Source organism: Flagellimonas alginilytica, assembly GCF_042134605.1.
GTDB classification, from domain to species: domain Bacteria; phylum Bacteroidota; class Bacteroidia; order Flavobacteriales; family Flavobacteriaceae; genus Flagellimonas; species Flagellimonas alginolytica.
This window is the reverse complement of the sequence record NZ_CP169638.1, coordinates 1,595,700-1,608,185: the sequence shown is the minus strand read 5'-3', so window position 1 is coordinate 1,608,185 and position 12,486 is coordinate 1,595,700. Positions and strand designations below refer to the sequence as shown.

Annotated in this window: 13 protein-coding genes; 3 read left to right on the top strand and 10 right to left on the bottom strand. The window is 40.9% G+C overall.

The window, feature by feature from the left end; translation table 11 throughout:
- Positions 1–48 precede the first annotated feature (48 nt).
- Positions 49–1,017, top strand: coding sequence for a tryptophan--tRNA ligase (trpS, locus tag ABTP35_RS07120; RefSeq protein ID WP_293297869.1), 969 nt, complete (start codon positions 49–51; stop codon positions 1,015–1,017).
- Positions 1,018–1,410: 393 nt separating this feature from the next.
- Here the strand turns inward: trpS and dprA are convergent, their stop codons facing one another.
- Complete coding sequence (dprA, locus tag ABTP35_RS07115; RefSeq protein WP_293297872.1) at positions 1,411–2,517, bottom strand: DNA-processing protein DprA; 1,107 nt, start codon at positions 2,515–2,517, stop codon at positions 1,411–1,413.
- Positions 2,518–2,622: 105 nt separating this feature from the next.
- Here dprA and ABTP35_RS07110 point away from each other — a divergent pair, with 105 nt between their 5' ends.
- Both ABTP35_RS07110 and ABTP35_RS07105 read left to right on the top strand, forming a co-directional pair.
- Positions 2,623–3,567, top strand: a complete 945-nt coding sequence (locus ABTP35_RS07110; RefSeq protein ID WP_293297874.1) for an SPOR domain-containing protein — start codon at positions 2,623–2,625, stop codon at positions 3,565–3,567.
- Between the two features lie 62 nt (positions 3,568–3,629).
- The gene (locus ABTP35_RS07105) at positions 3,630–4,145 is read left to right on the top strand and encodes an acyl-CoA thioesterase (RefSeq protein WP_224835912.1); all 516 of its coding nucleotides are present in this window, start codon (positions 3,630–3,632) and stop codon (positions 4,143–4,145) included.
- Between the two features lie 3 nt (positions 4,146–4,148).
- On the opposite strand, the gene ABTP35_RS07100 is transcribed toward ABTP35_RS07105, so the two are convergent.
- From ABTP35_RS07100 to ABTP35_RS07060, 9 genes are all read right to left on the bottom strand, one after another.
- Positions 4,149–4,985, bottom strand: coding sequence for an aldo/keto reductase (locus tag ABTP35_RS07100; RefSeq protein ID WP_293297878.1), 837 nt, complete (start codon positions 4,983–4,985; stop codon positions 4,149–4,151).
- Between the two features lie 4 nt (positions 4,986–4,989).
- On the bottom strand, positions 4,990–6,216 hold the full coding sequence (locus ABTP35_RS07095; RefSeq protein ID WP_293297881.1) for a peptidoglycan DD-metalloendopeptidase family protein: 1,227 nt from the start codon (positions 6,214–6,216) through the stop codon (positions 4,990–4,992).
- Position 6,217: 1 nt separating this feature from the next.
- The gene (locus ABTP35_RS07090) at positions 6,218–6,997 is read right to left on the bottom strand and encodes a DUF4292 domain-containing protein (protein ID WP_293297885.1); all 780 of its coding nucleotides are present in this window, start codon (positions 6,995–6,997) and stop codon (positions 6,218–6,220) included.
- Entirely contained in the window at positions 6,997–7,914 is a 918-nt protein-coding gene (locus ABTP35_RS07085) for a hypothetical protein (protein ID WP_293297888.1), read from the bottom strand. The genes ABTP35_RS07090 and ABTP35_RS07085 overlap by 1 nt, the downstream gene beginning before the upstream one ends.
- A 41-nt stretch (positions 7,915–7,955) precedes the next feature.
- Positions 7,956–8,972 (bottom strand): sugar phosphate nucleotidyltransferase, encoded by a 1,017-nt coding sequence (locus ABTP35_RS07080; RefSeq protein ID WP_293297890.1) that lies wholly within the window; start codon positions 8,970–8,972, stop codon positions 7,956–7,958.
- Positions 8,973–9,062: 90 nt separating this feature from the next.
- A complete protein-coding gene (gene dut, locus ABTP35_RS07075) occupies positions 9,063–9,497 on the bottom strand; it encodes a dUTP diphosphatase (protein WP_293297893.1) in 435 nt (144 codons plus the stop codon).
- Positions 9,487–10,950 (bottom strand): oligosaccharide flippase family protein, encoded by a 1,464-nt coding sequence (locus ABTP35_RS07070; RefSeq protein WP_293297896.1) that lies wholly within the window; start codon positions 10,948–10,950, stop codon positions 9,487–9,489. The genes dut and ABTP35_RS07070 overlap by 11 nt, the downstream gene beginning before the upstream one ends.
- A gap of 162 nt (positions 10,951–11,112) precedes the next feature.
- Entirely contained in the window at positions 11,113–11,721 is a 609-nt protein-coding gene (locus tag ABTP35_RS07065; RefSeq protein ID WP_293297899.1) for a hypothetical protein, read from the bottom strand.
- A gap of 234 nt (positions 11,722–11,955) precedes the next feature.
- Positions 11,956–12,486 (bottom strand): hypothetical protein, encoded by a 531-nt coding sequence (locus ABTP35_RS07060; RefSeq protein ID WP_293297902.1) that lies wholly within the window; start codon positions 12,484–12,486, stop codon positions 11,956–11,958.

The window sequence follows — 12,486 nt, the reverse complement described above, 5'->3', positions numbered from 1 at the left end:
TTTAAAATATTCTAGATTCTTTTACCTTTGTTCTCTTTTAAAAATGATATGGCCAGAATTCTTACAGGAATACAAAGTACAGGCACACCCCATTTAGGAAATATTTTAGGTGCAATTGTCCCTGCCATTGAAATGGCGGGAAACCCTAAAAACGATTCCTTTTTGTTTATTGCCGATATGCATTCGTTAACTCAAATAAAAAATGGGGAGCTGTTAAGGAGCAATACCTATGCCATTGCCGCTGCTTGGCTTGCTTTTGGCCTGGATATTGAAAAAACTGTTTTTTACAGACAGAGTGATATTCCCCAAACTGCGGAATTGGCTTGGTACTTAAGCTGCTTTTTTCCATACCAGCGACTTACTTTGGCCCATTCCTTTAAAGATAAGGCCGGCAGGCTGGAAGATGTGAACGCAGGACTTTTTTCCTATCCCATGCTAATGGCCGCGGACATATTGTTGTACGATGCAGAAATTGTTCCTGTAGGGAAAGATCAACTGCAACATTTGGAAATAACAAGGGATGTAGCTTCTCGTTTTCACAATCAGATGGGCGAAACATTTGTAATGCCCGAGGCCAAAGTCCACGAGCAGACCAAATACGTTCCAGGAACAGATGGTGAAAAAATGAGCAAAAGCCGTGACAACCTTATAAACCTTTTCCAAACCGATAAAAAATTAAGAAAACAGATCATGGGCATTGTTACGGACAGTACACCCATGGAAGAACCCAAAGATCCCAGCAAGGACAATGTGTTTGCACTGTACAAGCTTTTGGCCAGCCCAGAGCAAATCGAGGAAATGAGCGCCAATTATTTAGCGGGCAATTATGGTTACGGACACGCCAAACAAGCCTTGTACGAGCTTATTATAGAAAAGTTCGAAGAGCCCCGGGAAAAGTTTGAGTATTACATGAACCATACGAGCGAGATCGACGAGGCCTTGGCCTTTGGTGCGGAAAAAGCCCGAAAAGTGGCCAATGAGGTATTGGTCCGTGTTCGAGAAAAGTTGGGGTATTAGCCTTTTATCGATATTTTGACTTAATAGGCCCATATTAAAGTAGCGGGTAAATTGGACTTCATTGCAAAACCCTTTTTAAAAGGGAAATAAAACCCGATTTTTTGTGGCAAGTCTTCGATGAACAACGCCCTAAAACAGAGTGACTGTTCTGTTATCATTCCATACGACGAATGTCATTCCTGCGCAGGCAGGAATCCATCATCAAAAAAATGAAAACTAAATCTGGTGGAATTCTTTGCTCTTCTTCCACAAGCTCAGGATGAGAGCTCTTGATGACGGTTCGCAACAACACCTTACCCACCCGTAACTGTCTGTTGAACGACCACCGACTATCGTTTCGAATACGCTCAACGACCTACTACCGACTGCTCCCTACCAATTGAACCTCGGAAACTACACCGCCTCGAACAGTTTACCGGGCAGTGGTCGGATCACGCCCTTCATTTCCATGTTCAATAATGTACTGGAAACCTTAAAAATGGGCAGATTACATTCCAAAGCAACGGTGTCCAGTAGTTGTTTTCCGTTTATTTGCAAGTACTTGTAGATTGACTGTTCTGTTTCATCCAACTCGACAAACAGCTGCTTTTGCACCGCTTTTTCTTGTTTTTCCGCTTCAATTTCCCATCCTAGAAGATAAACCAGCTCGGCTGCAGACGTCAATATATGCGCTTTTTGATATTTTATGAGGTCATTACAGCCTTTGCTCCATTTATCGGTAGCCCTGCCAGGAACGGCAAAAACTTCCCGGTGGTACCCATGTGCCAGATCGGCGGTTACCAAGCTCCCCCCTTTTTCCGCAGATTCGATCACAATGGTTGCTTCACTTATTCCTGCAATTATCCGGTTTCTTTTGAGGAAATTTTCCCGATTAGGCTGGCTTGTACTCCAAAACTCGGTCATAAACCCACCATTTCGCTCTATTTTGGTTTGATATTTGGCATGTACCTTAGGATATATTTGATCTAATCCATGCGCCATACAAGCTATGGTCTGTAATCCATGGTCCATGGCCGCCTTTTGAACAGCAATATCCACTCCATAGGCGAATCCACTAACGATAACCGGGTTCAACGGCGCCAATTCCTCTATAAATCGATGACAGAACGAGACACCATAGTTGGTCACATTTCTTGTGCCAACCACACTGATTAGCTTTTGACCCTTTAAATCTATATTCCCGCGCTGAAACAATACAATAGGCCCGTCCAAGCAATGTTTCAACCGGGCCGGATAATCTTCATCCATAAAATAGGAAATGGTAATATTCTGCTTGGACAGAAATTCGAATTCTTCTTGGGCTTCTTCAAGGTACATTGTGTCCTGCAGACCTTTCAAAGTAACTTTTCCAATGCCATCAATTTTTAAAAGATGATGCATTTTATCTTCAAAAACTGCTGTTGGGCTTCCACAATGTGCAATTAATTTCTTGGCGGTCACATCCCCGATATTGGGAATGTTTTGCAGCCGTAAAGCCGCAATAATTTCAGGTTCAGTCATTTGATTTGGGAGTCAAAGTTGTTCACAAAATACAGATTTTTAAATGTTAATAAAAAGTTATGCTGCATATTTTGTACTCCCCCTTTTTTTGCAATATTTGTGGCTATGCGGATAGACTCATACCTAGAAAAATTATTGTTCGAGTACAACTGTGTGGTTGTTCCCGGTTTTGGGGCGTTTTTAGCTCACGGAAAATCCGCAGAAATCGATTTGACCACCAACACATTGGTACCACCGAGCAAGGTAATTTCCTTTAATGCCCAACTTACCAAAAACGATGGGCTATTGGTATCCCACATATCCAAAGAAAAGAATATCGGGTACGAGGAAATGCTAAAGGAAGTGGAAAATATCTCACTGGATTGGAACAATAAATTATCCAAAGGTGAGAGCATTGAGCTTTTTGGTATAGGCAAACTGTGGCACAACAACGAGCATAGAATCCAATTTCAGCCAGAGGAAAAAATCAACTTTTTGACGTCTTCCTTTGGATTGTCCGCTTTTGCCGCTACGCCGATCAAGCGTGAGGTGATCAAGGAGGAGGTTGAAGAACTGGAAGAGCGCATTCCATTTATAATTACCCCTGAGAAAAGGGAACAGACCTCGTTCAGGCCTTGGTTAAAATATGCCGCGGTTATTCTATTGGCCGTTTCCATGGGTGTAACATCGTACCGAACTTATGATGATTTACAGCAAAAAGAGGTTGCGGCCCAGCAAGATGCACAACAAGAAGTTTCCCGTTTGATCCAAGAAGCTACTTTTTTTGAGAGTTCCCCTTTGGAACTGCCCGCCATCAACCTTAGCGTGACCAAAAAGAAAAGGGGGCACCACCATATTATCGCGGGAGCTTTCCGGGAGCAACAGAATGCTGAAAAAAGGGTAGGTCAACTTAAAGAAAAAGGATACAATGCCTTTTATCTTGGGGTAAACAAATATGGCCTGCACCAAGTGGCTTACGATAGCTTTGAAGACCCTCAAAAAGCACTGCTGTTCCTACGAAAGGTCAAAGTTGAGGATTCCAGGGATGCTTGGATGCTTTCCGAAAAATAAATAATCGCGCTTTCTTTTAAAACCTTTCCGTACTTCAATATCTTTGCGCAAAATTTAAAGGTATGACGCCTAAGACTCCTAGTGAATCACGTACGGTAATGACCGATTTGGTATTACCTAGCGAAACCAACCCGTTGAACAATCTTTTTGGCGGTGAACTATTGGCCCGTATGGATCGTGCTGCCAGTATTTCTGCCCGTAGACATAGCAGACGTATCACCGTAACTGCCTCCGTGAACCATGTTGCATTTAACAGCGCAGTTCCTTTGGGCAGTGTGGTAACCGTAGAGGCTTCTGTTTCCCGCGCTTTTAATACCTCCATGGAAATTTTCTTGGATGTTTGGATAGAAGATCGCTTTACGGGAGAGCGTACCAAGGCAAATGAGGCCATTTACACCTTTGTTGCGGTGGATGACACCGGCAAACCAACGGAAGTCCCACCGTTGGAGCCGGAAACCGAGCTGGAAAAGCAACGTTTTGCCGCTGCGTTACGACGTAAACAGCTCAGCTTGGTACTTGCCGGTAAAATGAAACCTGCCGATGCTACCGAACTAAAAGCATTGTTTACTACTTCCTAAAGTTTAAAAATCAAAGTTGTCCGGATCGGGGCCAAATCGTTTGCCTTTGTCCAAACTATCGAGGAGCTTTACGTCTTCATCCGAAAGTGTAAAATCGAACAGCTCCGAATTGGCTTTGATCCGTTCTTTTTTGGATGATTTAGGAATGGTGACCACTCCTTTTTGCAGATCCCATCGCAGCACGATCTGGGCAATTGTTTTGTTGTATTTAGCTGCCATGTCCTTCATAATGTCCAAATCAAAGATGTTCCCTTGCATTAAAGGGGACCACGCTTCATATTGGATTTGGTGCGAGCTGCAAAAATCCATCAACTCTTGCTGCACCAAGTAGGGATGAAACTCCATTTGATTGACCATGGGCACAATCTCGGCGGTATCCAAAAGATCTTCTAAATGGTGCTTTAAAAAGTTGCTAACTCCGATGGCTCGCACCCGTTTTTCCCTGTACAGTCTTTCAAGTGCTCGCCAGGTGTCTTTGGACAGGTCCCCTTTGGGCCAATGGATGAGGTACAGGTCCAGATAATCGGTTCCCAAACGATTTAAACTGGCTTCGAATGCCTTCAATGTAGCTTCGTATCCTTGATCGGTATTCCAAACTTTACTTACCAAGAACACATCTTCCCGAGGTACATTGCTTTGCCTTATTCCTTCGCCCACCCCTTCCTCATTTTCGTAAATGGCAGCGGTATCTATATGACGATAACCGTGGTTCAAAGCTTCTTTTACCGCATTGATCACTTCTTCTCCATCTTTGGAAAGGTAAACACCAAGCCCTAAATAGGGCATCTGGACCCCGTTGTGGAGTTCAAAGGAGCCTTGCAAGTCTGATGATTTCTTCATAGTGTTAGAGTTGATATATCCAATCTTCAGGGTTCAATCGGTTGGAATCCCTATACAGATAGAACTTCAATTTTGTTGTGCCATCAAACCGATTGGTATTTATTTCGCCCAGAATATCCTTGGCAGCTACTTTATCCCCTTTTTTTACATAAAGATCGGATAGGTTATAATAGGTGGTGATATAGTTTCCGTGTTTTATTTGAACACCCTTGTTCCCACCTGGAACGGTAAGTATGGCTATTACCTCTCCCTCAAAAATAGCCCTTGCCTTGCTGCCCTTGTCCGTAGTAATGGTAACCCCATTGTTCCTGTGCTTGATTCCAGGATACAATTTATCGGCATAAACCCCGTACCCTTGGCTTTTAACTCCTTTTTCCACCGGCCAAATGAGCCTTCCTTTATTGGAGGTAAAGTTGTCCGCAACCAATTTTGTTTCCGGGGTCATGGCAAAAGTTGGACTGCTGGTCGATTTACCGGAGCTTTTATTTGAGCTTGCGATCGCACTTTTGATCATTCGTTCTATCTCTCGATCAATTTTACGGGCCTCTGCCTGCTTCTTGTTTATTGCTGTAGTATATTTTGCCTCGTTTTGTTTTATGCTCGTTAAAAGGCTCTTTTGGGTCTCTATTTCTTTGGTCAGTTCATCTTTTGCCTTTCTATTCTCCGCAATGAGTTGGTCTTTTTGCTTGCGCTGACGTACCAAATCCTGGTTTAAAAGGGTAAGCTCTTCGGTTTTCTTTACAATATCTTCCCCTTGTTTTTTTCGATGTTTGGCATATTGTTGCATATACTGAAGCCTTTTAAAAGCCTGAAAGAAATTCTCAGCTGAAAGCAAAAACATGAGTCGATTGTTCTGTGATTTATTCTGGTAGGTTTTTTGAATCAAATGGGCATAATCTTCTTTTAGTGCATTTAAGTCTTCTCTTAATTTGCTTATGCTTCTGATGTTTACATTTATCTGCCTATTGAGCAAGTTCGACTGTTGGTTGGTTACTCGAATAAGTTCTTGGCGAACGTTGATCTTGTTTTCCAAGGCTTCCATTTGGTCCAATACGGTGCCCTTTTCTTTACGTTCTGCAAAGAGCAATCTATTGATTTCCTTAATTTCTTTCTGCAGTCGTTCTCGTTTGGCCTCCAGTACTTTTTGCTCGCTGGTCTGGGCAAAACTCCCCGATGAAACAAAGAATATAACTAACGCATAATAAAACAGATATGAAGTTTTATCTTTCATACTACTTTAATATAATTTTATCATATCCTTTGGGGACCTTATAGGGAAAACTCATGGATTTGTTCAATTCCAGGTTCCTAAAACTTAGGTCAATAGTGGTCAGCTCACCTGCTTCTTCGGCGACAATCTTAACTTCGTTCGGCAGCACATTTCCTGAAATATCCTGATAGGTATATTTAGCCATTAGTTGTCTGGAATTTTCCGGCTGGGATATTTCTTGAGACGCTATCTTAAAGTTTTTGGGTTCCAACTGAAACAGTATTTTGAAAAGCTCTTGGGCCTTTTTCGGTTTTAATTGGTAATTCCCATTGTACACTTCGCTATTGAATTTTTCCTTTCGCAGGTCCAACACAGCATTGCCGAGGAGTAGGTTCTGTACTTTTTCAAAATCCAATTGGGTGCCCAAAAGTTCGCTCAAATAACTAAAATCCCCATCGAAATATTCGTTTTGTAACTTGTTGTAGAAGGAAACCTTCTTTGGGGTAATGTGCGCCTTGACCACTCCTAAGGGTGCACTCATCCATATCACCTTGTCCTTTTCCATTCTTAGGCTCACATTAACTCCTTGCGAATCGTCTCCATTGGCGTAATCTATCTTTACCCTTCCCCTCAATGTCTTAAAATTGGATTGATTGGCGTAATGGGCGTTTATAATGTTCTTTGCAGTAAGACGCGAATTGACCTCCCCACCAGTAATGGATTTAGTGCTCTTACAAGCGCCCAATACGAACAACAACATTGGTATTGCGGTGAATCTTATTATATTTTTATGTAGGTTCATTATAATCCCGAATTGATTTTGTTCAAATACTCGTTTGCCTTTTGCGTATTCCCAATTTTGGTGTATCCTTCGGAGAGCTGCTTGTATATTTTATTTTGAAGCTGGTTGTCATCCAACAGATAGTCCAGTCCGCTTAACAACACTTCAACTCCCTTGCTTGCATTTCCCGTGTTATTTAGTGCTGTGCCATAAGCATAATAAAAATAGGGCTGTAAGGGATAAGTGTCCAGAGCCTCTTGCGATTCGCTCAACAGCTTCTTAAAATTGGACGCTGAGATCAATTGTTCCATTGTTGCTTGCAATTGTAGTACCGGATCGTTGCTATTGTTTCTTTCTTCCACTGTCCGAACTTCTTGCATCTGACCTCCTTTTTCCAAAGAATCGTTTATTTTTCGAGTCAGCTCTGTTTTTAAACCTGAATTCTCCATGCTACCCAACACATTGGAAGCTTCCTCATACTTTTTCATCCTAAAGAGCGAAACCGCCATGTTTTGCCGTAACTTTTCATTTTGATAAGGTATGCGTTGCTTAATCCCTTCTATTGGGCTTCCCTGTTTGTCGAGAATGGTCAATAGATTGTCCAAATACCAATAATCTTCTGGTTTTGAAAGAAGCGCTGCAACAGCATAATCTTGAGCCTGTATGTACTTTTTGTCCAAAAGATAGGCTTTGGCCAGTTCGTAGTCCACAACACTGTTATCGGGCTCCAATTGCTTACATTTTAAAAACAGATCAACAGCTCTATCGTAGTTTTGGATACCTTTTTGTTTTAAGGCCTCAAAAAAGTTTTCTTGAAACTCATCGGTATATTCGTCGAGGTAGACCTCGGCGCTTTCTTGTTCTTCTTGGGCATAAGATGTGTCAAGTGTCATTGCCGACACCGATAAAAGCATACAAAGAAAATGTGTTCTTTTCATAATATCCCAAGTCCCCGTCAAACTAAAAATCTATACTAAAGTTATTCCAAAACGGAATAATCTCCAATACTAATGGTCTCAAAATTACCATTATACACCACATGGTTCCCGATCATGGCATTATCCAGATTTGCGTTGCTAATTTTACTGTTGCTCTGGATAAGGCTATTTTTTATGGTAGAATTTTCCAATACCGTGTTTGCACCTACGGATACATATGGGCCGACCGTGGTGTTTTTCAATACCACATGCTCCCCGATAAAGCATGGTTCTATAATGTTTGCATTTTCTTGTTGTACCGTTTCGGCCACCATATTTTCCCCTTCCTGCTCCAAAAAGCCCAACATGCGCTGATTGGTTTCCACGGTTACATTTTTATTACCACAGTCCATCCATTCGTCCACCTTTCCGGGAACAAATTTCATGCCCTTTTCCATCATGCGTTTTATGCCGTCGTTGATTTGGTATTCGCCCCCATGCGTAATATCGCTATCCAACACATGTTGTAGCTCGTTTTTGAGAACTTCCACGTCCTTGAAATAGTAAATTCCGATTACCGCTAGATCGGAAACAAATTCTGCTGGTTTTTCGACCAACTCAACAATTTCATTCTGATCATTTAATTGTACTACTCCATAAGCTTCGGGATGTTCTACTTGTTTTACCCATATTACGCTGTCCGCAGATTTGTCCAAATCAAAATCTGCACGGATCAATGTATCGGCATAAGCTATTACCGCTGGTCCACTAAGGGAGTCTTTTGCGCTCATTATGGCATGTCCGGTTCCAAGTGGCTGATCTTGTCTATATATTGATCCTTTGGCTCCCATTTCGCTGGCCAATTCCATTAAGCTCTCTACAACATCATCGCCAAAAAAGGCGGGATCGCCCAGAATAAAGGCAACCTCATCAATGGGTTCACCCAACACTTTGGCGATATCGGTAACCAATCGGTGTACTATCGGTTTTCCCGCAACAGGTATCAATGGTTTCGGAACTGTTAATGTATGTGGTCTTAATCGGGAACCTCTTCCCGCCATTGGAACGATTATCTTCATAGTTTACGCACCTGTCTGGCCAGGTGTCTCTTTTTAATGGTTAGACTTTTATTAAAAAGGTCTCGACTGTGCTCGACCCTACATTCTTCTTTATTTGGTTCCGGTACTTCCGAACCCACCTTCGCCTCTATCGGTTTCTGAAAGTGCTTCAACTTCTTCCCACTCGGCGCGCTCATGTTTGGCAATTACCATTTGGGCGATACGCTCTCCATTTTCCACAATAAAATCCTTATTGGATAAATTGACCAAGATTACCCCGACATTACCACGATAATCGGCATCGATGGTTCCTGGTGCATTGAGCACTGTAATCCCTTTTTTTGCCGCCAATCCACTACGAGGGCGTACTTGTGCCTCATAACCTACGGGAAGTTCCATAAACAGTCCCGTGGGAACAATTGCTCGTTCCAATGGTTTTAAGGTTATGGGCGAATCGATATCGGCCCTTAGATCCATCCCTGCCGAGGCAAGGGTTTCGTAATGTGGCAACTTGTGGCCGGATGTATTGATTATTTTAATTTTCACGTTTTATAAAAATACTTCTAAGTTTATCTCCTTCCATCTTATATACTAACCCCAAAAATAAGAAAAGTAGTATGCTGCCCACTATTAAATTTCTATTAAAAACATAGAACGATAGTATTGAGAACAAGAGTGATACAGCGAAATAAAAGACAATTTTCCTCATGTTATAGGGGACAGGGTAATATTTTTTTCCAAAGTGATACGATAGGACCATCATGGTCGCGTAGGCCGCCAGAGTTGCCAGGGCCGATGCCATATATCCTATTTTGGGAATCAAGCTTATATTGATTGCCAATGTGATTATAGCTCCCACCGAGGATATATAGGCTCCAAACTTGGTGCGATCCGTTACTTTGTACCAAACGGACAGATTGTGATAAATGCCCAAACAGAAACTTGCCAAAAGTATGATAGGAACCACGTCCAAAGCATCCCAAAAAGCAGAATCCCTGACCAACAATTTTTTTAAAGGGTCTATGAACACCATTACCCCTAAAAAAATGAGGCTGCCCATAATTACAAAGTAATTGGTAATCTGGGCATAGGTTTTTTGAGGGTTCTCCGAGTCTGCGTGGCTAAAAAAAAACGGTTCCACCCCCAACCGAAATGCCGTTCCGAACAGGGTCATAAAAACCGCCAATTTATAGCAGGCCGAATATTTCCCTATCTCTGCCTTGGCAATGTCCTCTGGTAATAATCGATCTAAAAGAATGCGGTCGAACACCTCGTTGACCGTAAATGCAAGTCCGGCCACCATAATGGGCATGGAGTACTTGAGCATTTCCTTCCACAAACCTTTATCAAATTTATATTTGGTGTCAAAATAAATTCCGCTCACCCATAAAAAGGCAGCACCACTGGAAATTACATTGGCAATAAAGACATACTCTATCTGAAAATCTGGTTTATAAAGAGCTACCCAAAATGATTGCCCATTTTCAGCCAATCCGGGCAATAGGGTCAAGAAAAATATATTCAACAATAAATTAATGGCCACACTTGTGACTTTTACTATCGAATACCTTAATGGCCGTTCATTTGCCCTGATCCAAGCGAACGGCACTATGGCCAATGCATCTAGCACCAGAATCAAAATAATATATATGATCAACGATTCCTGTACATCTATAAAGGCGGCAAAGGTTCCTTTGAAAAGAAAGGCTGCACCAAAAAATATAAGGGAAGACATCAGTAAGGATATCAAGGATGTAGAAATTACATTTCCCTTATCCGAGTATTTATTAAAGAATCGGAAAAAGGCTGTTTCCATACCATATGCCAACACTACATTAAAAATGGCAAACCATGAGAAGATCACCGATATTTCCCCATAGGTTTCCGGGTCCATTACAGAAGTGTACAAAGGCACCAATATAAAGGAGAGGACCCGCGGCAATACCGTGGCCAAACCATAGATAAATGTTTGTTTAAAAAGCTTTTTTAGTGGATTCAATAGGTGTTGCTTCTTTGAAAACCTTGCTTAGGCGGCTACAAGTTACGCAAAAGCCAGTATTACCTAAACCTTATTGTCCTAAGAAAAACCAAAAAGGCCACCGAATCGGTGGCCTTTACTATTTTATTGATATACGATTCCATTTATTTAAGTTCTATGAAATTATCTAGCACGTTTAAAAGAAACCCAAATCTCTTTTTCTTGGAAATTGTTGGTGGGATTTGTCCTGTTTTTGATCAAAAGGTCGATTAAAACACAATTATTTTTCTTGATAATATCGTACCACGCCAAACTTTGAATTTCATGGAAGTCTTTTACCTCTGGTTTTGGAATTTGTTCGTAATATTTACCCAAAGAATCCTTTTGCACTTCAACGGGTAATTTAAATCCATGTTTTTCCATATAAAATTTGGATAAGCTGGATGTATTGGGCATACCATATTTGTCTACAACTTTTTGATAAAATTGTTCCACATCCCATACCTTAAGGATTAGAAGAATTTCTTTGAACTTTTTATCCTCTCCCAGTTTTACCTTGGCGGCTATCTTTTCTACAGAAAATTCCAGAAAATGATATTGGCCTGACATCCCATTAACTGTGCAATAGTCATAGGATGTCAGACCAGAATCTATAGAATTGTGCATATTTAATTCTATGTAAGTAGAATCTTTAAACACATCTGAGAACGATTTGCATAAAACACTTTCATCAATAACCATTGTCTGAGCGATTAAGCACGATAAAACTAAATACCACAAAATTGAATTCATACATAAATTTAATAACAATCATCAGTACCCGACCAATCTTCTTTATATTGTCTCGGTGTTCCTAACCAACCAAAAGGGCATTTCTTGTTGCCTTCCCTCCAATTTCTTGGAAATTTTCTTTTATAAACTTACATCATAGGAATCACCTCCATCTGGATAAAATCCAAAAGTACTTGTCATACCATTTTGAGAAATGGAAACGAAAGCATGTCCAACTTTATCTTCGCCGAAAGCTCACAACAAATTAAAGGTGAGAAAAAACCAACCCTGGTCACCTTGATTCAACAAGATCCAAGAAGCCAGTTTACTAGAGTTTTCTTCAAAAAGGAGGTAACCTAATGGATTTTCCGCATCATCCTTTAAATAGTATACTAACACATCCTTTTCAAAACCCTTCAAATTTTTTTCAAACGGCTCATATATTTTATGGGTTTTAAAAAAACGAATGGGTTTTGCATCTAAATTTTCGATGCCGATGGAATCTATCGTGGAAGGAATATGGTGAAATATGGTGTCAAAAGCTCTGATTCTTCTTTTTTTTCTTTCACTATTGGTGTCATCGAGTACATTGTCAAAAAAAATATACTTGTCAAATAAAGTGTCTTTAGAAATTTTGACCGATGTTACGATATAATCACTTAGACCTTTTATGGTTTTGTAATATTCCAACTCCTTTGCGTTCCATTCCTCATCTTTCTGTGAAAAGACAACTACTGGAATTAAAGTAAACGTGATAAACAGAAAAAAACTTCGTTTTATCTTCAT